This window comes from Amycolatopsis sp. A133, assembly GCF_031082405.1.
Classification (GTDB): Bacteria; Actinomycetota; Actinomycetes; order Mycobacteriales; family Pseudonocardiaceae; genus Amycolatopsis.
The window spans coordinates 64,637-86,774 of record NZ_JAVHJU010000003.1 but is presented as its reverse complement, the minus strand read 5'-3'; the positions used below and the strand labels follow the sequence as shown (position 1 = coordinate 86,774).

Genomic DNA, 22,138 nt, shown 5'->3' with positions numbered 1-22,138 from the left:
GTGCCACTGGAAGATACCGAGTGGGACATCGTGCGCCGCTTGATCGAGAACCATTTTTTCACCTCGAGCAACACCCTCGCCGTGTTAAAACGTCGTCTTCCTGACTACTGGACGTCGATCCGGTACACCGATCGGGTCGACGAGAACGCCGAAATCCTCGTCGAGCGGGCCAAGAACCCCGCTCCGGCCGGCGACTCGCCGTTCTCCATTGTCTTGCTGAAGGTCCTCGTCCGCATCCCCACGATCCTCACCACCGAACCGGATGGGCTCGAGCAGCTTACCGGCTACCTCGCCCGGCTGGAGGCCGAGCAGCAGGCGATCGACCGGGGTGACGCGTTCCAGGCCCGGGTACTTCCGGGTACGGGGGAGATCTTCATCAACAGGTCGGCGGTGCGCGGCCTGCTACGCGCGCTGGTTGACCCGCCTGACGATAAGCCGGTCCCGGTGGCGCTTCGGGTGGATGGCGAGCGGCGCTGCGGGAAGTCCTACACGCTGTCCCTGATCAAGCACTTGGCCTCGTGCCAGCCGATCATGCCCGCGATCGTCGAGGTGGACGAGTCGACTACCGCGCGCCACATCGTTGACGACTTGAAGGTGCAGCTGGCACAGCATAGCGAGATCCCCCAGCTGGAGGATCCGAGCAAGCGGCCCCGGCCGTGGGCGAACTGGCTGGTGCGCCAAGCCCTCCGGTCCGTGTCGGATCGCGCGGTGTGGTTTGTGGTCGACCAGTGCAATTATCTGGATCTGTCCTCGGACGCGGTGGAGATGATCGCGCAGCTCGCCAGATCCATCCAGCTGTTGCCGCTGAACACCGCGCGGATGCCGCGGCTTGTGCTTCTCGGCTACGGCGACGGTTACCCGGACCTCGGCATACCCCGCCAGCAGGTGCCGGTGGACGTGGTCGAGCCGATTACCGACGACGAGCTGGTCGGGTTCTTCAACAAGGTGTTCGGCGACCGTCGCGAGGTACTGGGCATCGCGGGCGCGGACCTGGACGACGTCGTCGCCGAGACGGTCCAGGTGGTTCTCGACCACGCGCGGTCGGTCGGGCCCGATGGTTACATGGACGCGCTGCGCTTTGCTGCCGAGGAGGCCGTCCGTGGATAGCCAAAGCGCACGGCCCGCCGCCGACTTCGTGGCTCGACTGCGGGCGCGGCTCGAAGAACTCAGCCAAGCAGCCGCCTCGGGAGAGATCACCGACATCCGTGCGAACCTACGCAAGGCCGCAGCGCTGCTGTCGGTCTTCGAACCCTCCCAGCTCCGGATCCCCGAGCAGGGCTCCGTTCCTGGCGCGGAACTCCACCTCGTGGCAGATGCGACGTCGGTGTCCGGTCGGGGCGCGGTCCGGTGGAAGCTGCGGTCTGAGGTCCGAACCGCTGCGCTACGGTCCTTCCGCGACGCCGACGAAGCCATGGCCTACCTGGAGGCCAACATCGATCAGGCCGCCGCCAGGAGCACGGCCCGGTTTGCTCTGGACTACCTGCGGCACGAGCCGCCGAATCTGCGAGGACTTGACAGCGAGGACCTGGCCAGGGTGCGCAAGGCGGTGCGCTGGCTGCGGAACGTCGACGGAACCGACGTGCTGCCCGACCTCGACGAGGTTGAGCAGCTGCTGGACCGGTCTCGGCTGTTCGACCCGCTGCGGTTTCTGGTCAGCCTGCCGTTCGCGGGGCGCAAACGGGAGCTGGCTGTGTTGGAGGATCACTTCGGACTGGCGCCGACGACCCTGCGCGGCAAGGTCAGTCGTGCCGGGCGGGCGCTGCGTGCAGCCGAGCCCACCGTCGAGCAGCCCGGATACCCACTGGTCGTGCACGGTCCGGGTGGCATCGGCAAGAGCACCTTGCTGGCCAGGTGCCTGATCGACCACCTCACCGGTCCGCACGCCAAGTCGTTCCCGTTCATCTACGTCGATTCCGAGCGCGCTACCATCTCCCTCGACGAGCCGATGACCCTGGTTGCGGAGATGGCCAGGCAGCTGGCTGTGCAATACCCGGACGCGGCCGGGCGGTTCACCGACCTGAGCGATCAGGCCCGCGACCTCGCCCGCGAGCAGCACGACCTCGAACAGGACGTCGAGGCGCTGCGTGAGGTCCCCACCGCCGGCGTGATCCGCCGGAACCGTCGCAGCGAGCTGCACGCCACGGCCCGGGGGCTGGACCGCAGGATGATGCTGCGGCTGGGCGGCGTTCTGCGTGACGTGGCTGGCGACGGCACGCCGCCGTTCGTGGTGGTTTTGGATTCTTTCGAGGAGGCACAGTACCGCGGTTCGCCCGTGCTGGACCGGATGTGGGTGATGCTCACCGCATTGCACCAGGCGTACCCTCGGACCAGGGTCGCGGTGGCGGGCCGGGCACCGATCGGGCACCCCGCCTACTCTGCCGAGCAGATGCCGACGATCGAGCTCGGCGAACTCGATCCGCCGAGCGCGTTGCGGTTCCTGCGCGACAGGGACGTGCCGGAGCCATTGGCTCGGGAGATCATCAAGCGGGTCGGCCGCAGCCCGCTAAGCCTGCGGCTGGCCGCCAAGGTCGCCGCAGTCGACGTCGACGACCGGTGGTTGGCAGGGGTCCCTTCAAAGCATCGCCGATTCTGGACGGACGTCGACGACATGCTGATCCGGGGCATTCTCTACGACCGGATCCTGTCCCACATCAAGGACCCGGACGTCCGGATGCTTGCTTACCCCGGCTTGGCTCTGCGGTGGATCACCCCTGAGCTGATTCGGTTCGTGCTGGCACCCTCGACGGGCGTAGCCGTCGATGCGGACGAGGCAGAGCGGCTGTTCGACGCCTTCGCCGCCGAACTCGACCTCGTCGAGACGGCGCCGAGCGGCGAGCTGGTCCATCGACCTGACGTGCGCAAGGTGATGCTGCGCCTGCTGGCCGCCGACTGGGAGCGCTTGCTAAGGGAAGTGGAACAGCGTGCGATCGACTTCCACGCCGCGTCCGATGACCCGCGCGATCGGGCCGAGGAGCTCTACCACCGGTTGCGCCTCGGCGGGCAACAGGCAGAGATCCAGGCCCGATGGACGGTGGAGGCCGCGGCCCGGTTGAAGGACAGCCATAACGAGCTGCCCGTGCGTAGCGCGCAGCTGCTCAGCCGGCTACTTGACGCCACAGAGGGTGTCGAGTTACTCGAGGATGGCGTCCAGGTGGAGCGGGTTGCCGTCGAGGAGGCAGAGAACCTGATCACCCAGGGGTTCCCGGCTGAGGCGCTCAAGGCGATCGCCACTGTGCCGGACCCGCCGCCGTGCAGCGCTCTCCGGGTGCTGCGGGCCGAGGCGCTGACGCGGATGGCGGACTACGCCGGGGCCACGGCGGCGGTCGAGGATGCGCTCGGTACTGACGGCGTGTCCGAGTGCGGTGACACCTACCTCGAACTACTCCAGCTGTCGGCGATGCTGGCGGCGCGGCGCGGCGATCTCGACGCGGCGGACGACGACCTAGCCGTCGCCGAGCGGGTCGCCCGGCGGCTGGACCGCGAGCTGGACGCGGTGAGCGTGCTGCTGCAGCGGGCTCGCCTCCTCGATGGCGCACGCAGCCGGGAGGTGACTGACGCGCTGGTGTCGCGAGTACGGACCGTGTCGGACGAGCTGCTGGCCAGCCAGCCCACCCTCGCCTGGGCCGTGGCGGCGGCGGTGGGGGCGGCGTTCCCCGACGTCCTGGACACTGTGCTGCGCCTGGTCGGGATGCCACGCTTGTCCGACAAGGCTGTGGTGGTGCTCGCGAAGGCGATCGTGCGGGCGATCGGCGATGGCGCCGTGGCCGCCACCCTCGCTCGCACGGCCGCCGACGACCTCAACAAGTGGCGGCACGCCAGCGTGGCCGACGTCGCCGACCTGATCACGGCCAGCGGGCGAACCGGACGCCTGGACGAGATGGCGCGCCACCTACTGGTGGTGGACGGCGAGGATCGGACCCTGCGGGAGGGCATCATCGCGGCCATGGACGAAGGGACGTCCGATGCGTGAGTACCTGACCACTGAGGAGCTCGATGAGGTCCTCGCCGTCGTCCTGGACGAGTTCGGGCTCGACCAGCGGGCCCGGATTCTGCTCTTCCGCGATGTCATGCGGGAGTTCGTCCTTACCCTCCCGCGTGACGACACCCCCTTCAACCAATTCGAGTCAGACCTGACGCTGATGAACCGAGTCGAGCGACTAGTCGACGGCTCGGTGCCGCTGCGGATCTGGTTGCGTAACGCCGAGCGCCGCGTCCAGGACCTCGGCCACCGCGAGGTCCTGCGGCGAGCGCTGGACACCGTGACGGCAGCGGCCGACGGGCAGCCCGACCTCGGCGACGCGGTGCGCGCCGCCGAGGATGAGACTCACCTGCACCCGGAGAAGGTGATCTTCCGCGACGACACCCTCGCCTTCGGGTTCCTCGCGGGCGGCGCGGCGGCGGGCCGGTCAGTAGCCCGTGTCCTGATCACCCCGCACTGCGACAGCGTGCCGACGGCCAACCGATACGCGGGGACATGCTGGCTGCTCGCCAATGACCTCGTCATCACAAACCACCACGTGGTCAACGCCAGGAGGGGCTCGCCCGCGCCGCAGGTCGCCGACGCCGACTTCGCCACGCAGGCGTCGAGCGCGATCATCCGCTTCGACTTCGACACCGAAGACACCTGGGGCGCCGAGATTGGCAGCGCCGGACTGGTGGCGGCCTCCCGGGAGCTGGACTATGCCGTGCTCCGGCTGGCGGAGGCCCCCGGACGGCCACCGCTGCCGTTGGTCACCAGCCAGGTAGTCGCGACGCTGGACGACAACATGGCCGTCAACGTGATCCAGCACCCGGAGGGCGGGGCCAAGCGGCTCGGGCTACGCAACAACCTTGTCAACGAAACCACCGAGACCGACGTCCGGTACTTCACCGACACCCACGACGGCGCGTCTGGTTCGCCGGTGTTCACCGACGACTGGAAGGTCTGTGCCCTGCACAAGGGGGCCCGTCTCGCGACGACCCGGTTTCAGGGCAAGTCGTCGATCTACGTCAACGTGGGCACCCAGATCGCGGCAGTCCTCGACGACCTTCGCGCACGCCACCCGGCGGTGCACGAAGCGGTGATGACCTCAACCAACGGAGGACAGCCATGACCAGCGCCCGTCGACGGTTCCAGGCCGAACGGACCGCCGCTTCGATGTTCGCAGACCCGGACGCCGTGGCCGCGAGCGCCAGAGCGCTCGCCGACGCGGAGCGGCGGATCGACGAGTCATTCGACCCCAACGCACCCGCGGTCGACGAGCTGGCGGCGGCGGTCAGGGTGGTGCGGGCCAACGTCCTCGAGGCAGGAGCGCGAGGGCTGGAGAAGACCGCTCGCGACCCGGACATCGAGCTGACCCCGCATGAGGAACTCGGGCTGGAGGCGATTGTCCTGCGCTTCGGCAGGCCGGCGCTGCTGGTCCAACACGGTGACTTCACCACTGACCTCCCGACCGGGTGGGAGGTACTCGACGACCATCGGGACGCCATCGGCGAGTCCATCGCGCGGGTCGGACGGGTCGAGGTCGACGGGCATCCAGACTTCGAGTGGCTGGGCACGGGTTTCCTGGTTGCCGACGACGTCCTGATGACCAATCGGCACGTAGCAATGGAGTTCGCCCGCCGTGACGGGGCTGAGTGGTCATTCCGGACCGGCCGCTCGGCCACGTGGGACGTGCTGGAGGAGTCCGGATTCCCCGGGCAGCGCGAATTCGCGATACAGGGGATAATTGGCGTGCACGACGCCGACCTCGTCGACTTGGCGCTACTGCGCGTCGAGCCGATAGGCGACCTCCCGGCCCCGGTCACACTGGCCACCACCGCGCCGGACGACCTGATCGACCGCAAGGTCTACGTGGTGGGCTACCCCGCCGCTGACGGCAGACGCAACGATCCGGCCGATATGAGCCGGATCTTCGCCGACATCTACAACGTCAAGCGGCTGCAGCCGGGCACCCTCACCGCGACCGCCGACCCGAACGTCCTGCTGCACCACGACTGCTCGACGCTCGGCGGCAACAGCGGCTCGCCGGTATTCGACCTGGAGACCCACCACGTCGTCGGGCTCCACTTCGGCGGCAAGTACCTTGCCGGCAACAACGCCGTCCCGATCTGGTCGCTCACCGGCGACCCGCTCGTGGCCAAGGCAGACCTGAACTATGCGTGAGGAGCCTCCCCAGCCTGCGAACTATTCTTAGTCACTTAAGCTGCAGGTCCGTGGCGAACTTCAGGGTGGGGTTATAGATCAACTCGGTCCTCGGACACACGCACTATCTACACCTGGGCTGGTCGTCGCATAGACGGCCAGCTCTTTTGGTTCGTAGCGTAGCTCCAGGTTCAACGCTCGGTACACGCGGCTCATGCCAGCCGTCGTTGCCTCGGCCAGTGTCCCGCAGACGTCGCCGAGAGCATCGATCCTCGCGTAGATCTCGGCGCGGCTTACGGTCGAGTCGGCTGGGACGCTCTCGATCTGTGCTTTCGCGGCGGCTCGTTCGGCTTGTGCCTGGTTGATCGGGTCGACGAGTGCTTCGGGCTCGACGCCGGCCGCGATCGCGGCCTGATACCGCTGAAGCCTCGCCTCTGCGTCCGCCAGCCTGTTTCGCGCCGCTTCGAGCGGACCACCGTTGGCTTGACTGCCGTCCGATCCGAGTAGTGCGGCCGCCGTTCGGTCGCGGTTGTCCGGGTGGAACAGTTCATGAAGCCATCCGTTGATCGCCCCGACGACCACGCCCTCGCGCAGGTTGACCGTCTTCGGGTGGTCCGCCCGTTTTGGTGAGCTGGGCGCCATGGTCCGTGACGTACAACGGTAGTAGGCGCCCTTCCTGATCGTGGCGCCTTGCATCTTCCGGCCACACACCCCGCAGCGGAGCAGACCGCGCAGGAGGTACGCCCGCGCAGTCTTCCGGCCGCCGCGCTCGGCCTTGCGCGCCGTCTTCAACCCACCCGCCGACTTCGAGCGGCGGAGAAGCTGAGCTTGCGTGAACGTCTCCACGGACACGATCGCCGGATGTGCCTGCACGCGTGACCGTACGATCCGGTCGGGAGCAGCGCGCTTGAACCGCACCACGTGGCCCGCGGCGACGTCCTCAGGGTCGAGCAGCGTCTCGTGTTTCGTCCAGCGCCCGAAGATCGCGTAGCCGGTGTATCGCGGGTTGTCCAAGATTGCCCGGACCGAGCTGCCTTGCCAGCCATCGGCAAGTCGGTGTCGGTTCTGGTCCCGCCGGTGCGCGGAGGGACAAGGGATGCCGTCCCGATTGAGCAGGTTGGCGATCGCTCGGTCACCGTTGCCGTCCAGGTACTCGGCGAAGATCCGGCGCACCACCTCCGCCGTCGTCTCGTCGAGCGCCAAAGCGCGCAACTTGAACCCTTCGGCAGCCTTCCGCGGATTCGGGTGGGGTCCACTGTCGACGACGATGTACCCGTACGGCGCCCGGCCGCCTTGGTGTCGTCCTTCGTTGATCACCTGCGCGTCCATCGCTGCACGGACGCGCGCTTGGACGTGTTGCCGCTCGGACTCGCTCATCCCGCCGAGCACGCTCATCAGCATCTTGTGCGACGGGTTCCGCGCGTCGTACTTCCCGCCCAGCTCCGGCACCCACAGGTCCACGCCGTACGCGGCAAACTTCGGCGCGATAAGCGAGAACTGGTTACCGAACCAACAGCGGGTGCCTTCACCGACCACGATGGCATTCCACCCACGGCGCGGATTCTTCAACTCGGCGAGCAGCCGCGCGCTCTCGGTTCTCCGTTCCCACGGGACGGAGCGCGACTGGCCAATGTCGAAGAACTCCGCCACGATCTGCCCGCCGAGCGGCTCGACGAACTTGCGCGCGTTCCCGAACTGCCAGCCGCGCGAGGTCTCCGGGTCCTGGTTGTCCTCAGTCGAGCACCGGCCGTAGCCCGCCAACGCCCCGATCCCGTCGTCCGCCACGTCGGCGACCTCAAGACCCAGAATGTCGTCCAGGGTCGACCACGGGTCGCTGATGATTTCAGCTGCCACGGTTCACCTCCTCCGCCGGAACGTCCAGCACCGGCACCTCAGTAACCTCGATCAGAACGGCCAGCAGTGCACGCGCGACAGCAGGCGTTAGCTCAGGCAATCCCGCAGGTAGGATAACCCGGATCGGCGGTTCTTCGGAACGAGCGGCGCTCATCGCTGATCGTCCTCGTCTGCCGCACCGGTGCCCGTGGTCGCGCGGTCGATAGCGCTCCTGATTTCAGCCGTGAGGTACCCGCGTACCTGCCGTATCTCGCCGTCTTCGCTGGTCACGCGGTCTCGTGTCGGCCGGCATCCCGCGTCGGTCATCTGCTGCGCGAACGCCTTCCGGTCGATCTCCAGAGCGCTCAACAGCTCGGCCGTTGGTACGAAGTCCCTGCCGTCCGGGCTCAGGTCATCGCCCAGGTACTCGACGAGCGACGCGAGCACCTCGGGCAGCTCACCAGCTGACTGAACCGCGTCAACCGCGTGACCTGCGCCGATTGCCTTGACCGCGGCCGCGTGGTCAAGGACCGGCAAGGTGTCCTGTCCGGCCGCGTGCCCGGTGAGCATCCCAGCCGCTTCGCGCAGCGTCCGGCCCTGTTCGCAGATGGTCCGCCAGTCCTCGTTCGGCATGTAGTACGTCCGGACCGTCATGGCCAGCACATCGGCGCCGGCTGACGTGTCACCGTCCGGCCGCAGGATGCCGACGCCCTTGTGAGAGGGGAGCAGCCGGGACGAGTCGAATCCGCGCGTGTTCATCTGCTCGCCGAGCACGATGTTCGAGTCGCGCCAGTCCATCACCCGCTGCGCGAACCGCGACCCGAGCACAGCCCGCAGCCCGGACGGGATCGTCTTGGAGTCCGGCCGCTGTGTCGCCAGCACGAGCACGATCCCGGCGGCCGGTCCCTTCTTCGCCAGCCACGTCAGCAACTCGCCGACGTACTCGCCTGCGGTGAGCTTCTTTCCTTGCACGTCAACGGGTGTGCGGTCTTCTAGGGGAACCTGAACCTCATCGATGAAGATGGCCGTAATGGGCATGTTCAGCGCCTTGTCGCGGGACATCTCCGGCGTGACCTTCGATTCCGGACACGTCAGGTCGTCCAGGTCGCGCATCCGCCGGAACCGCGTCTGAACTTCGCCGACCAGCTCAATCAGCCAGTCCACAAGCGCCAGGACGTGTTCGGGTTCGTCGCCGGACATGAACCGATGCGCTACCAGGCCGGCCGCGTCCCAGTCCTTCCCGGCCTTGAAGTCCGCCACGTACAGCCGCACCCAGGCGTCCAGGATGAGCCCGGCCGCCGCGAGCCGCGCAGCGAAGGTCTTGCCCTGCCGGGGAATGGCACCGACCAGCAGAGACGTCCACACCAACGGCAGGTCAATCCGCCGATCTCGCGCATCCCGTCCGAACGGGATCGGCCGCCACGCATCCCACTGCGCCACGCCGAGCAGCGGCGTCCGCAACGGCGGTGAGGCGTACGGGTCCTCATCGGCCACCCACATCGACACCCGCCCGGCGTGCCCACCGTTGCCGCGGACCCGTTCGACAATCAGTTGGACCTCATCGACGGCGAGCGCCGACGCGAGTGCGTCCCGGTTCTTCACGACGTCAGCCGCTTTGCGGGTGGCCGGAAGGTCGACGGTGATTGCCCAGCCGTCGCCGACACGCGTCGCGCGCTCGACGAGCCGCAACGCCTCGTCCTTGCCGATCAGCTTTGCGTCCCGGAACGCGTCCACCAAGACCTGCGGGTCCATCGTCCAGGTCAACGTCCGCGGCCCGGCAAGCGCCGGCTTGCGACCGGGGCTGCCGTCCTTCCTGCGCCCGAGGATCGCGAGCGCCACGGACGCGGCGGCTCCGCCGATCCACAGAGGATCAGCGTCGTACACGAGGTTCACGACAGCTACCGCGAGCGTGGCAACGACCACGACGGCACCGGTGACCTTCCACCGGAACAACGTGAGCGCCCGAATCTCCGTGAACTTGTCGGCCAGCTTCTCCGACTCTTCGGCCGCCGTCCGGTAGTCCCGCACGGTGACCCATCCGCGCCACCAACGCACACCGGCGACCAGCCCGCGAACAACGGCACCGACGTATCGCCACGGCGACTTCACGAGCCAGACAACCGCGTCCTTACAGGCTTGAACGGCCTGAGGCTTGGTCTTGAGCCACAGCGGTACCCGCGGCGAATGCCGCCACCACAACACGAAGCGGTTCGTCTTCGGCTCTCGCCGACGCGGTTGAGGCAACGTGTCGTCGACCAACTCGCCGTCGAGCACGGGATCGGCTTTGACCGGCAATGAGTCAGCCATTGCCCACCTCCGACCGCAGTGCCCTGGCCAGCCGGGGCGAGAGGCCACGCGAGCAGCCGGTAGCCCGTCGCACCCACGCTGGCGTGATCTCGACGTCAGGCGTCCACATCTCCCGAGCGATAGCGAGGTAATCGGCGAACAGCACGCGCCGCCCAGCTTTTACGGGCTCTTCCTGACCGGCGTGCCGTTCAGCCGCGACCAGCACGGCATCGGTGAGCTTCTCCCGCAGGTCGGTGATCGCCTCGACGGCGACGAACACGACGAGCGGCGGCACCGAATGCAGCACGATGGCGGCAGCCTCCCCGGCGGCAAACGACGTCCAGGTGTTCATGACGTAGGTGGCCGCGAGCGTGAACCACTTCGCCCGCCGCACCCAGACGCCCGTCCGGACCTGGTACCGCGCCGTCACTTGTTCTGCCCGCAGAATCGCGAGCAGAACAAGCGAGACAGTGGGGTCCAGGACCCATGCCGCAAGCCACGGCAGCGACCCCGGCCGCGTGCCAGCAGACGCGAACCCTTGGACGTTGGTCATCGTGAAGGCGAGCCCGAGAACGATCCCGGACCAGCACATCCAGTCGACCTGCCGCCGGACACGCTCGATCCGCAGCGCGACGACGTCCGGATCGGTCTGGTACGCGCGCACCTCCGCGGCTTCGGCCGCGTCTTGTGCGAGCCGTTGCGCCCGGTTCATCGCCGACCACCCCGCTTCGAGGTGTCGACCGTGGTCACGGTCATGGCGCGGGTCAGCGCGTAGGACGCGAACAGCGCCGGCAGCCCGAGCACGGCGAACAGCAGCCACGGGCTACCGGGGTGTGCGATCACCACCCACTGGACGGCCACGATCAACCCGGCGTTGAACAGCACTCGCCCGACCAGCGACACGAGCCGCGCCCCGCTCCGAGCGGCTTCGGCGGCAGCCTTCGCCCGGCGGGAACCGGCCCGCCAGACCCAGAACAGCACGAGCAGCACGCCGACACCGGCGAGGATCTGCGTGGGCGTCACGATGAGTCCGTTCATCGCGCACCCCGATCGGTCCGCTCGCCACGCCGCAGCCAGAGCGGGTGCAGCGCGCGCCGGTCGTCGTCGGTCAGCCCGCCCCAAACGCCGACTGTGTCGACGCTGGCCGTCCGCAACTCCAGCTCCAGGCACTCGTCCCGGACAGGGCACCCGCCGCACAGCCGCTCGGCCAGCTGGGCGTCGTTGCTCGCGTCGGGTGGCCCGTCGTCCGGCGGAGGCCACATGCAGGCTCCCTCGCTGGTCACGACGTCGGTCAGGACATCGGTCGGCACCCAGCGCAGCCGGTCCAGCCGCCACGCGATCCCGATCAGGCGCAGGTCGTCGGCGCTCATGCGGCACCTCCGGCCTGACGTGAGCCGAGCAGTCGGGCCAGCTCGGTCGACGACACGCGGAGCCCGGAACGGCAGCGGGTGGCGCGCACCTCGCGGGTCCGGATCGCCCGGCTCACCGCAGCGCGGGACACGCCGAGCAGCCAGGCCGCTTCTCGAATGGTGTGAAGGGTGATCTGCGAGTTCATGAGAAAGACTAATCTGATGATTTCAAGATTATGTTGTTGATTTCAGCTCTTCGGAGGGCGCGTTTGTCCGACGCGCCGCCGACGAAGTGCTAGGCGACGTGGTGAAGGCTTGAAGAACCGCTAATCTCGGCGCTGAGGCGGAGCGCGGAGGAATACGTGACGGAGGACTGGGCGGCAGTCGCCAAGGCGATCAACATGCGCGTGAACGAACTCGGCTGGCGACAACGCGAGCTGGCCGAGCGATCGCACGTGTCGCAGGCGATCGTGCGCGAGCTCCAGCACCACACGGTGGAGCGCCGCCGGAGCGCGCGCACGCTCGAAGCGCTGTCGACGACGCTGGGCTGGCACCCGCAACATCTGCTGGCAGTGCTGCAAAATCGCACACCGCCGCATCCGGACGAGCCGGCCGACGACGGTCACGAGCTGTGGTCCCGGCTGGACGCCCTCGAACAGCGCCTGGCCGAGATCACCGACCGTCTTGAGGACGTCCAAACGAGCCTCGCGACCGTGGTCGAGCACGTGAAGCCGAAGCGATAGCGGCGGGCGATTCGGGCTGGTGAACCAGGTGATTTCCATACCTAGAATTCAAGGCCGAAACGGCGTCCGTTCCCATGCACAACCAGTGCCGAAGCAGTGCACAACCACTGCATATCCACTGCACAAGAGCGTTTCGGGGCTGCGATGAGCCGGGTCGGGGGATGGACGGGGCGATCAGCTTCGGCGTTGCAATCCGCGTTGCGGCTGAGCAACGAGAAATTCGCCGAAAAGCTCGGTATTGGCGCGCGTACGGTCGCGTCCTGGCACCGGAAGCCGGACCTGCGCCCGCAGTCGGAGATGCAACAGGTCCTCGACACCGCGTATGAACGGGCGTCGGACGCCGAGCGCGCCCGCTTCGCCGAGCTGATCGGCGAAGGACCGGCCACCCACACTCGGCCGGACGCGAAGGAAGCTGACCGACGACTGGCCGCGGATCCCCACGTCGGCGCGGCCCTCGAATGGCTCGACCAGCACGCCTACCGGAGCCCTGGAGCCGCGCGCCGCGCCGTCGCCGAGCAGGCCGCACGCGTCGACGCGCACGAAGCGTATGCCCGGGCCACTCGCCGCGGGTGGGTCGATCAGCGCGCCGTGGCCGATGCGCTCGCCGAGTACTACGGCCGGCGCCACGGTGACCACGGCTTGTACGCCGGAAGCTGTGATGACCAGGCCGTGAACACCAGCATCCTGACCTGCGCTGCTTGGCTCGATCTGGCGTGCGAACTACGCCCACCGCACGACGGGCTCACGATCGCGAGCGCCCGGACGGAACCGCGGCAGGTGCTCGACGAGCGCGCGACTAATGCAGCTGTTAACCGGCTGGCCGAGACGGTGGCCATGAACACGCGGCTCATGAACGCGCCGCTCTACCGACTGCTGACCACGGACATCCATGAACGCCACCTCGGCGGCACGTTCGGCGTGGACCACTTCGTCCACTACGCGTTGACGATTGATCTGCTCGAAGGTGAGTTGCTGGACGCGCTCGCAGCCGGCGATATGACGTCGTTGCCTCTGCGCGATCGCTACCTGCCCGACCTCGGCTCGGTCTTGGACGTCGGCGGCCGACTCTGCGCAGGTGGGGCCCTCGCGCTGACGGCCATCGCTCGGCCGGCCGACCCCTACCGCGGTGAAGCTGACTACGTGCTCTTGGTCCAGGAACGTTCCGGACACGTACTCAATGCCACGCGTCGACTCGCCGTCATCCCGAAGGGCTTCCACCAGCCGCTAACCGACGTCCGGCGAGAAACCCAGATCGGCGCCACTTTGCGACGAGAGATGGAAGAGGAGTTGTTCGGCCGGCCGGACGCGGACAACACCGTCGCCGACACTCTGACCGCGGACCCGATGCACCCGACCAGGCTCTCGGAGCCGATGCGCTGGCTCCTCGACGAGCCCGGCCGCCTGCGGATGGAGTGCACCGGGTTCGGCCTGAACCTCGTGAGCGGGAACTACGAGTTCGCCAGCCTGATCGTCATCGACGACGAAGAATTCTGGGCCCGATACGGGGGAGCGGTCGAAGCAAACTGGGAATCCGCGACTCTTCGTCAGTATTCGACTACCGACGCGGAACTCGTCACCGAGTTGTTGGGTGATGTAGCGTGGAGCAACGAAGGACTGTTCGCCATGACGCAAGGACTCCGACGCCTCACGGAAATCGGCGGAGAGCGCGTGAAACTGCCCGCGATCGAATGGGAGATCAGCCAGTGAGTGACGGTTGGACCGCCGGCAATGCCAACGAAGACGCGGCCGACACGCGTGGCTGGTTGGTCGGTCACTTCATCGACCCGTCGCAGGGTGTTCGCGCCTCGAAGGACGTCGAAGTCAAGTGGGCCAACCATCCTGCGGGTGACAAGCGTCCCGAGTGGACGTCTGACGACCAGCGAACCACGCTGGTGATGCTAATCTCCGGAGAGTTCCGCGTAGAGGTCACCGGCGGCGGCAAGATTATGGCGCGCCAGGGTGACTACGTGATGTGGGGTCCGGGAATCGACCATTCTTGGGAAGCGTTGGCGGACTCCGTCGTTTTGACTGTTCGTTGGCCCTCAGAAACCTAATTCGACTGCCGGAGTTCTTACCCGATCGCCGCCTATCTCAGCGAGCCGACGAAGGCCCTGGAGAAACGCGAACAAGCCCTCGTTGCTCCAGGTTTCGTCGCCGATCAGTTCGGTGCCCAAGTCGCCGTCGAGTGTCGAATACTGCCGCAGCCCGGCTGCCTCCCAGTTCGCCTCGACGTCGCCGCCGAACCGCGGCCAGAACTCCTCATCCTCGATCACGACCAGGCTGGCGAACTCGTAGTTCCCGCTGACCAGGTTGAACCCGAACCCCGTGCACTCCATCCGCAGCCGGCTGGGCTGCTCCGCGAGCCACCGCATCGGCGCGGAAAGCCTGGTCGGATGCATCGGATCGGCAACCCGGCGATCTCCGGCAGACCGGTCGACGTCCGTCCTGCCAAACAGCTCTTCCTCAAGCTCGCGGCGCAAGGTGAGGCCGATGCGGGAGTCCGCGCGCCGGTCCGCGAGCGGCCCATGGAAGCTCTTCGGGATCACCGACAGGCGTCCAGCAGCGTTCACGACCCGCGCGGACCTCTTCTGAACCAACAGCACGAAGTCGGCGTCACCACGAAACGGGTCCGCTGGCCGTGCAATCGCTGTCAACGCCAGCACGCCGCCCGCGCACAGGCGCTCAGGCAGGTCGAGCACCGCGGCCACGTCGGGCAGCTCACGGTCGCGGAGCGGCATGCACCCAGGGCGCGCGGCGCGACCGCTCGCCAACTGCTCGAAGAGTTCGCGTTCCAGCAGGTCGACGCCAAGCGCGTACTCGACGAACGACGCGATTCCGACCTTCCCGCGCAGAACTCCGGGTTGCGAGTCGACTTCGAGCAGCCGATACAGGGGAACGTCCGCGATGCGGACACCGGACGTAGCGGCTTCCGCGAGGCGTCGCACCGCTGCTCGCTCATCAACCGACATGGGCGGCCGCGCGCCACCGCCCGCGAAAGCGATGTGATCACCCTCGATCGTCAGTGGGCAGGCAAGATCCAGCCACGCTGGCCGCGTGAGGACACTGGTGTTCACCTCCACCTGACCGCATCGCGCGGTGTACGGCTGATGGTCGCCGGTCGACGGCGTGTAGTAGCCAGCCAGGGCGTCCGCGATGACGCTTCGCGGCAGGCTAGGCCGACTTCGGGGCGAAGCAGGCAGAATCGCGTGCACCCGCTCACGGGCCTTCCCGAGCGGCCACCCAGCATGCCGATCGAGCCAGGCGAACAACGGCTCGAACTCGTCGTCCAAGCTGGATTCCTGCGTGACAGCAATCGGACCGATCAGAGTCTGCAGCTCGTCTCGCGAACGGCCAAGCACGTTTGCGAGCTTCGGCCAGAGGTAGGGGAGCGGCAGATAGTCACCGGCCTCCCATCGGGCAACCGTTGACCGGTCGACCTTGAGAACGTCCGCCAGACTTTCTTGGGTGAAGCCGGCGACCTTGCGAGCTGAGATCAGCTCTTCCCGACGTCGTCCTCCGGGCATAACCGACCTCCAAACTCACCTGATCAGCCCCAATGTAACAGCAGTACCAGCAGCTCAAGACAGCTAGTGCGTCATCCGTGCCACACAACCGCGGCACTGCCGCTCTGGTCGCCGAATCCGACGTCAGTTTGACTGATTTCATCAGCTCGCTACGTCGAAGGGAGGGGACGTGCCAGGCACGAGGTGCAAGTCACCGCACTCAGCGCTCTATGTCAGCTGGTACCGGTGCGTGTGGGATGGCCTGGCGCACGCGGTCACGGACGAGGAGTTCCTGCGCGGCGTCCGCCTTCGGCAAGGCCGGTACCACTCTCTCTGCGGCCACGAAGTGCTGATTCACTCCTGCTTGGTCCCGGCTGACCGTTCCTGTCCAAGGTGCCGGGGACTTGTGATCGTCTCCGCCCGCGTCGCAGCGAGGCGACGATGACACCGATCTCGCCCGCTTCGCGTACGGACCTCGACGCGCTGTTGCTCCAGCCGGTCCGCCTGTTCATTGCCTGCCTTTTGGCCGACACCCGCTGGCGCTCGCAACTCGCCATCCAGCAGGCTTTGGGGCTGCCCACGCCGGACCTCGAACTGCACATCGAGTTTCTGCGTGCGTCCGGCTACCTTCGGTCGCGCGCTGAGCCCCGTGAACTCCGACTGACTCCGCTGGGGCTGAACCGGCTGATGGAGCACGTCGGCGCCCTGAAGACCGTCGCGGCGACAGCTGCCGCGCTGGTCGCCGAGGTGCGAGCTGCGCATCCCAGCGAAAGTCCGCCGAGCCCGCCGTGACGGCTCGCCAGCCTTGTACCCCCGACCGGGTTTCAAACGCAGTCAGCGTGCTCCCGTGCCTGTCTGCTACGAACAGCTCTCAGCAAGGACCTGAGGATGCCCAAGTCGATCATCCGCCCGCCCGCGACTATCGCGGTCAGCAGCAGCTTGCGCGACGCCCGCGAGCGCCGCGGAATCGGCTTGCGGAGGCTGGCCGACAAGATCGGTGTCTATCCCGCGACGCTTTCGGCCTGGGAGCTGGGAATCAAGGTCCTGCCGGAGACCACCGTGGCATGGATTCTCGGGTTCCTCCAGGTCGAGCGGGCCGAGTACGACCGGGTGATGGCGCTCGCTCCGCACGCCGGCGACGCGAACCTGGTCGACCAGTCCGACCCGCAACTGGGGCATCTGCTGTGGACGTACGAACAGCTCTCAAGCCGCGTCGTGGAGTGGGCGCCGTCGTGCATTCCTGAGCTTCTCCAGACTCGGGCGTATGCCGAACGAGTGCTTGACAAGGCTCTGGTGCGGGACGACCGCACGGACATGGAGCTTCTGAACCGCCGAGTCCGCCAGCAGGCATTCAACGACGCCGATCGTCGCTACGTCTTCCTGATCGGTGACCAGGCACTACGTGGCATGAACGACCTGCACAACTCGCAGACCGAGCACCTTCGTGCGGCGGCACAGTTCAAGCACGTCAGCATCCGGATCGTGCCCTCGACGGATGCCGCGCTGAGGTCAGTCGGCGCCTTCACGCTCTTCGAGGATCGATCCGATGCAATCGCCGTCGTGCTCAGGCACCACCACTGCAATACGTACCTGACCGACCGAAAGCTGCTCAGCCGCTACCACGGCACGGCGAGGACGCTCCTGCGACGCGCTTTCGATGAGTCCGCGACTACTGACGCCCTGAGTGCAAACGCGCTGATCCGGGGGTCGCGATGACCGCGGCGATCTACATCGACCCGCACGCGATCCACCCGGTGATCGACGGCGAGTGGCACCGAACCCGCCTGGCAGAGATCCCGGCGCCTGGGCAGGTCATCACGATGCTCTGCGGAGCCTCCGGTGCCGCGGTGTTCCAACCGGCCGGCGAACGTCGAAGCCGTCGGATTCCTCGACAATGCGAACGCTGCGACGTCATCTATCGACGTGAGCAAGGGATCCCGCTCCGCCAAGACCGGCCCCGTCGCCCTTGAGACCCTGCCCTCCGCCCATCCAGCTCGCTGTGACGGGCGTCCGCCAGCGACTCAGAGTTCGCTTCCACGCGGCAGTTTGGGACGGCTGTGACGGGTCCCGCGATGACCCGTCACAGCCGTCCCAAGCAATGTATTAGCAGGTAGATCGCCATTTTGAGTCGTCACAGCCAGTGTGACGGCGTGACGGCTCGCGAGACGGGTTGTGACAGTCGATTTCCGTGACAACTTACGTGACACGAAGGTACGCTGCGGGCGTCTTCGTCACGAAAAGAGTCACGAAAGGCGAGGTTCAGGATGGCGGGACCGGTCTGCGCGGGTTGTGGCAAGACGCTGCCGAATCCGGGTGGTCGAGGGCGCCCAGCGGCATACCACGGTTCTGCGTGTCGCCAACGCGCCCGCCGCGCTCGGCTCACCGCGGAACCCGCCCGCGCCGACCTGCTGGGCCTACTCGACCGAGCCGGCCGCGCCGTAGCTGCCGCCCGCCGCGTCGCGACCTCCGGCGCCGATCCCCGCGCAGCGCTCGCCGAGCTGGCCACCGTCGCCGAGCTGGCCAACGTTGGGCACGCGACAGAACTTGCCGCTGCATCTCGCGGGGAGGTTGAACGCCAGTCCGCGCGACCCGCGGAACCAGCTATCACGGAATCCGTCACGGATTCTGTGGTGCCGGAAGCGCGCCCGGTGACGCGCGAAGACTTGATCGACGTTGACACGGTCCGAGTCGAGCGCGGCAAAGACTTCGAGAACTCAGGCACTTACCGCGTACTGGCTGGCGACTCGGTCCTGCTCGGGTACCTCGGTCGCGACCGGCGACGCCGCTGGGAAGCGCGGACGGCGGCCACGTCTCTCACTGTGCCAGGCGGTCCGTGGCGTACTCGTCAAGAAGCGCTTGTCGGCTTACTTCTCAACGGTGGCATCTGCACGAATGTCGGCCATTCGTCATGGACAGCCTGACGGTCTCAGGAGGTGTCGGACCAGATTCATCATCGCCTGACTCCAGCCGGTTACTGATCCGCAAGGCCGATACCCGCGTGTCGATCGATGGCGCCGGCCACAGAGCGCGCAGAATCCAGTCATGCCGAGTTGGATCTCATCTGTTGCGGCCGTGGCGGCCGCAGTGTTCAGCCTCGTCGCGGTCGTTCTGACCGCCCGACTCACGCGCACGAGCCAGGTCCAGCAGTGGCGACGCGACTCAGCGATGCGCACGATGTCTCGCGTCCTCGAGGCGACAACGGCTTGCTCGCTGGCCTACTTCGAGCAGGCGAGGAGTCTCGACGCGACGGACAATGAACGCGATGTTCACGGAATAGCGGAATCCTTTGTTAACGCTCGGGAACGACGACGGGAAGTCCTCCACGCGCTCGCGGACCTTGAGTTGGTTGCAAGCCGGCGCTGCATCGATGCGGCGTACCAAATTTGGTACTGGCTCGATCAACCGATGGCCATCTCGCTTCGTGCCGGTGGTGGCGAAGGCAAGGTTCAAACGTTCTGGGCGCTCGCAGAAAACGTGGTCGAAGCACGAGAGAGTTTCGTTGCAACCTGTCGAGTTGATCTTGGTATTGACCGTCGATTGAAGGTCTTGAACAACTCGCGTCGTGATGTCACAACGTTAATTAGCGAGCCACCGCCTGCTCCGAATGAGCTTTCTTAGTTTTCGAAGTATTTGAACTGGTCGGCATGAGGGCGCGCCTAGTATCTCCGGTGGGCCCCGTGTGGCTGACGGGGTTTGCGGGCGGCGCGCACGTTACGCGACTCTCTCACAGAGGGTTAACATGTTAAAGCGCAATGTGATCGCCGGTCGGTTGGCTGTTGCAGTAAACAGAGCCGCAGCGACGGAGGACACGCCTGGTGCACGTGTTCGGCATCCCGGTGGGCTTGGGAGATACTAAGTGGAGGCCGTCCGTGCGACATCGAGGGCGTTCTGTCGCAACTCCGGTGGAAGTTGCGGGCAAGATGTGCGAAGGAGAGTGGCGTGACGTCAGAAGACGGCCAAGCGAACCTTGGTGACGGGTTGGTCAATCCGCGCCTGAGCGACGTCTTTGGCCTGGTCATTCGACAAGACGAGGTCAACTTCGCCGTGCCGCACCTGCGGGAAGACCTCCCTCTCTACCTGGACCCGTTCTTGCTCTGGAAATCCGACCGTCCAGAATATCAGTCTCTGCACGCTACGATATTGAGCTTCGTCGAGGAGGTTCGGAGGCACGTTGTCGACGGCAGAACGATGAAAGCCCGAGTGCTTCTTGGTGAGGTCCGCGAGCCTGTCGAGCTCGGGCTCGGATATGCTGCCGGCACTAAGCGCGGCTCTGCATTGGGACCGGGTACGATCTCTGCAATTATTGAAATGATTGGGCAGATCCCGCAGCTTCAGTCGTCGGGCCTCAATCACTTGGAGATGCTCGCTCTGCTGGTCCCTGGCATTGCTGAGGATCGGATCAGTGACTTGACGGCGTCGGTTATCAAGGCCTGGTTCGCGCAGTTTACGGAGCGTTGTTGTGTAGACCAAGGTATCCCTACTCGGAAGTACCGCCTGACGAGTTGGGACGCCGAGCGGCTCGATTGGCGAAACTTTGAAGCGAGCCTACCATTCAGCCCTATCGATGGCTCGCCAGTTTTGCTCGCTCCGCTAGACCTGCTCCGACATCTCCCGTGGATTAACTACGGGGATTACTACCGCACAACCTATGCTCCCCTCGTCTTGCCTCCGGGGCGGGCCAGTTCGGCGATCGCGAAACGGGACGTGCTCGCGTTCAATCGTGCTCATTTCGATGTCGTCAAGGGGTATGTTGCAGAAAGGGAGGCGAATGCTCAAAATTGTGGCCCTGACCCGATATTTTCTCCGCTAAGGCTTAGTACCCTAAAAAAGAAGATCGCAAACCTAAAAGCGCTAAGCACTGGGCGTGGGGAAGGTACTGACAAGAAGTTCGAGGACCTAGCGTTCGATCTTTTGTCATCGCTACTGTATCCGGAACTCGATCTCGCTGCCGCGCAGGTTCGGACGGCGAGTGGTGCGCATATCCGTGATGTTATCTTCCATAATGACGGCAAGACACCGTTTCTGGCGGATCTGCGTGCTCTCTATGGCGCCCGTCAGGCAGTGTTCGAACTAAAGAATGTTGCTGCACTAGAGACTGAAAATGTAAACCAGTTATACCGCTACCTTGATAACGAAGACATGGGTAGATTTGGTGTTCTGGTTGGGCGTGTACCTCCGCATGCTAATGTCCAACGTAACATTGTCGACCTGCACTCCTCCAAGCGCTACGCTATTCTTTGTATCGATGACTCAGGCCTCGCACTCATGGTCGACCTGCTCGACTCCGGCCGACGTCCTATTGAGGGGCTTCGCAAGAAGTACGTCGAGTTCACGCGTAAGCTTCCGAAGTAGAAAGGCTAGTATGGCTCGCAATGCAGGTGTCCCGGACCCCGCTTCGCCACCGCCGACTGAGGCGCAGGCTGCAGCTTACGACCGGCTCGTCCCGATGCTCGAAGCGGCGCATCGGGAGATGACCGAGCTGTCGAAGAAAAAGCAGGACGGCGTCGTCAACTCGCTCAAGATTAAGATGATCAATCGACTATTGACCGAGCTGTCAAGCGTTCTCGAAAAAGATCCAAGCCACGGGTTCGTTGACCTGCTTGACGAGGACATGCTGCCGCAGAATAGTGACGTCGTTCTTGTGTTAAGTCAGTGGCAGGCCGCGCTTAAGCAATACAAGACCAGGCACTACGGGCTAGATATGTCAATCCACGAGCATCGATGGTTCACGGTCGAAAACCCGCGAGATCCTGACAGATTTTAGTCACAGGTGTGGACGTACGGTCGTCAGTAGAGGACGAGCGGGTTCGGTTCTGGGTGCGCACAGCGTAAACCGTGGGGTCGGCGGCCAGCTCGGTGGCGATCCGGCGGGCGGAGTACTTCCGCTGCCGGCGCAGCTGCTCGATCCGGGCCACGACCTCGGCGGGGGTGGCGGTGGGCTGGCGGTGCGGGACGGTGGGGTGGTCGTGCAGGCTGGCTTCGCCGTGGCGGCGGCAGCGGTTGACCCACTTGGATGCGCATTGTCGGGAGATGCCCGTCTCGGCGGCGACGTGGCGATCGGGCGGGTCTGGCATCGCGCGACGAGCCGGCGGCGGCCCTCGACAGAAAGCGGGGCATTACGGTGGTGCACGGACAGGTCTTTCTGCTCGGCGGGGCGAGTGGGTCGCACTTCTCATCCTGCCGCGGAAAGACCCGTCCCCTCGTCTAAGGCCCTCGCCCGCGTCACCAAGGTCACGACCCGAAACAACTAGCTGCCGGCCGCGACAACGATGGTGGCGACGTCATGCGGCACAGAGCGAG

Annotated in this window: 19 protein-coding genes and 1 pseudogene; 12 read left to right on the top strand and 8 right to left on the bottom strand. The window is 66.0% G+C overall.

Annotated elements, in window-relative coordinates; all coding sequences use genetic code 11:
* From Q5425_RS03185 to Q5425_RS03170, 4 genes are read left to right on the top strand one after another with little or no spacing between them, the layout of a single operon-like run.
* Complete coding sequence (locus Q5425_RS03185; RefSeq protein WP_308670542.1) at positions 1–1,107, top strand: hypothetical protein; 1,107 nt, start codon at positions 1–3, stop codon at positions 1,105–1,107.
* Entirely contained in the window at positions 1,100–3,970 is a 2,871-nt protein-coding gene (locus Q5425_RS03180; protein ID WP_308670541.1) for an AAA family ATPase, read from the top strand. Before Q5425_RS03185 ends, Q5425_RS03180 begins: the two co-directional genes overlap by 8 nt.
* A complete protein-coding gene (locus Q5425_RS03175; protein ID WP_308670540.1) occupies positions 3,963–5,093 on the top strand; it encodes a trypsin-like peptidase domain-containing protein in 1,131 nt (376 codons plus the stop codon). Before Q5425_RS03180 ends, Q5425_RS03175 begins: the two co-directional genes overlap by 8 nt.
* Positions 5,090–6,145: a serine protease gene (locus Q5425_RS03170; protein WP_308670539.1), complete on the top strand. Its 1,056-nt coding sequence runs from the start codon at positions 5,090–5,092 to the stop codon at positions 6,143–6,145. Before Q5425_RS03175 ends, Q5425_RS03170 begins: the two co-directional genes overlap by 4 nt.
* 78 nt (positions 6,146–6,223) lie before the next feature.
* Here Q5425_RS03170 and Q5425_RS03165 read toward each other — a convergent pair whose 3' ends face one another.
* The 6 genes from Q5425_RS03165 to Q5425_RS03140 form a co-directional block, all read right to left on the bottom strand.
* Positions 6,224–7,978: a recombinase family protein gene (locus Q5425_RS03165; protein WP_308670538.1), complete on the bottom strand. Its 1,755-nt coding sequence runs from the start codon at positions 7,976–7,978 to the stop codon at positions 6,224–6,226.
* A 150-nt stretch (positions 7,979–8,128) separates the two neighbouring features.
* Positions 8,129–10,264, bottom strand: a complete 2,136-nt coding sequence (locus Q5425_RS03160; RefSeq protein ID WP_308670537.1) for a cell division protein FtsK — start codon at positions 10,262–10,264, stop codon at positions 8,129–8,131.
* Positions 10,257–10,955 carry a hypothetical protein gene (locus Q5425_RS03155; RefSeq protein ID WP_308670536.1) on the bottom strand — a complete coding sequence of 233 codons (699 nt, stop codon included), beginning with the start codon at positions 10,953–10,955 and terminating at the stop codon, positions 10,257–10,259. The genes Q5425_RS03160 and Q5425_RS03155 overlap by 8 nt, the downstream gene beginning before the upstream one ends.
* On the bottom strand, positions 10,952–11,281 hold the full coding sequence (locus Q5425_RS03150; protein WP_308670535.1) for a hypothetical protein: 330 nt from the start codon (positions 11,279–11,281) through the stop codon (positions 10,952–10,954). Before Q5425_RS03150 ends, Q5425_RS03155 begins: the two co-directional genes overlap by 4 nt.
* Positions 11,278–11,613: a WhiB family transcriptional regulator gene (locus Q5425_RS03145; protein WP_308670534.1), complete on the bottom strand. Its 336-nt coding sequence runs from the start codon at positions 11,611–11,613 to the stop codon at positions 11,278–11,280. The genes Q5425_RS03150 and Q5425_RS03145 overlap by 4 nt, the downstream gene beginning before the upstream one ends.
* Positions 11,610–11,798, bottom strand: a complete 189-nt coding sequence (locus Q5425_RS03140; RefSeq protein ID WP_308670533.1) for an excisionase family DNA-binding protein — start codon at positions 11,796–11,798, stop codon at positions 11,610–11,612. Before Q5425_RS03140 ends, Q5425_RS03145 begins: the two co-directional genes overlap by 4 nt.
* Before the next feature lie 156 nt (positions 11,799–11,954).
* Between Q5425_RS03140 and Q5425_RS03135 the strand changes: the two genes are divergently transcribed.
* The 3 genes from Q5425_RS03135 (at position 11,955) to Q5425_RS03125 (ending at position 14,389) form a co-directional block, all read left to right on the top strand.
* On the top strand, positions 11,955–12,335 hold the full coding sequence (locus tag Q5425_RS03135) for a helix-turn-helix domain-containing protein (RefSeq protein ID WP_020640049.1): 381 nt from the start codon (positions 11,955–11,957) through the stop codon (positions 12,333–12,335).
* A 144-nt stretch (positions 12,336–12,479) separates the two neighbouring features.
* Positions 12,480–14,042: a transcriptional regulator gene (locus Q5425_RS03130; RefSeq protein WP_308670532.1), complete on the top strand. Its 1,563-nt coding sequence runs from the start codon at positions 12,480–12,482 to the stop codon at positions 14,040–14,042.
* Positions 14,039–14,389: a signal peptidase I gene (locus Q5425_RS03125; RefSeq protein ID WP_308670531.1), complete on the top strand. Its 351-nt coding sequence runs from the start codon at positions 14,039–14,041 to the stop codon at positions 14,387–14,389. The genes Q5425_RS03130 and Q5425_RS03125 overlap by 4 nt, the downstream gene beginning before the upstream one ends.
* Here Q5425_RS03125 and Q5425_RS03120 read toward each other — a convergent pair.
* Positions 14,378–15,859 (bottom strand): helix-turn-helix transcriptional regulator, encoded by a 1,482-nt coding sequence (locus tag Q5425_RS03120; protein ID WP_308670530.1) that lies wholly within the window; start codon positions 15,857–15,859, stop codon positions 14,378–14,380. The two genes, Q5425_RS03125 and Q5425_RS03120, sit on opposite strands and share 12 nt — an antisense overlap.
* Before the next feature lie 420 nt (positions 15,860–16,279).
* On the opposite strand from Q5425_RS03120, the gene Q5425_RS03115 reads away from it, so the two are divergent.
* The 5 genes from Q5425_RS03115 (at position 16,280) to Q5425_RS03095 (ending at position 21,602) form a co-directional block, all read left to right on the top strand.
* The gene (locus Q5425_RS03115; RefSeq protein ID WP_308670529.1) at positions 16,280–16,630 is read left to right on the top strand and encodes a MarR family transcriptional regulator; all 351 of its coding nucleotides are present in this window, start codon (positions 16,280–16,282) and stop codon (positions 16,628–16,630) included.
* Between the two features lie 96 nt (positions 16,631–16,726).
* Complete coding sequence (locus Q5425_RS03110; protein ID WP_308670528.1) at positions 16,727–17,554, top strand: Scr1 family TA system antitoxin-like transcriptional regulator; 828 nt, start codon at positions 16,727–16,729, stop codon at positions 17,552–17,554.
* Between the two features lie 1,326 nt (positions 17,555–18,880).
* The gene (locus Q5425_RS03105) at positions 18,881–19,456 is read left to right on the top strand and encodes a hypothetical protein (protein WP_308670527.1); all 576 of its coding nucleotides are present in this window, start codon (positions 18,881–18,883) and stop codon (positions 19,454–19,456) included.
* A 321-nt stretch (positions 19,457–19,777) separates the two neighbouring features.
* Positions 19,778–21,190, top strand: a complete 1,413-nt coding sequence (locus Q5425_RS03100; RefSeq protein WP_308670526.1) for a hypothetical protein — start codon at positions 19,778–19,780, stop codon at positions 21,188–21,190.
* Between the two features lie 10 nt (positions 21,191–21,200).
* Positions 21,201–21,602: a hypothetical protein gene (locus Q5425_RS03095; protein WP_308670525.1), complete on the top strand. Its 402-nt coding sequence runs from the start codon at positions 21,201–21,203 to the stop codon at positions 21,600–21,602.
* Positions 21,603–21,645: 43 nt separating this feature from the next.
* On the opposite strand, the pseudogene Q5425_RS03090 reads toward Q5425_RS03095, so the two are convergent.
* Positions 21,646–21,968 (bottom strand): annotated as a pseudogene (locus Q5425_RS03090) (helix-turn-helix domain-containing protein); the annotation flags it as partial.
* Positions 21,969–22,138: the final 170 nt, after the last annotated feature.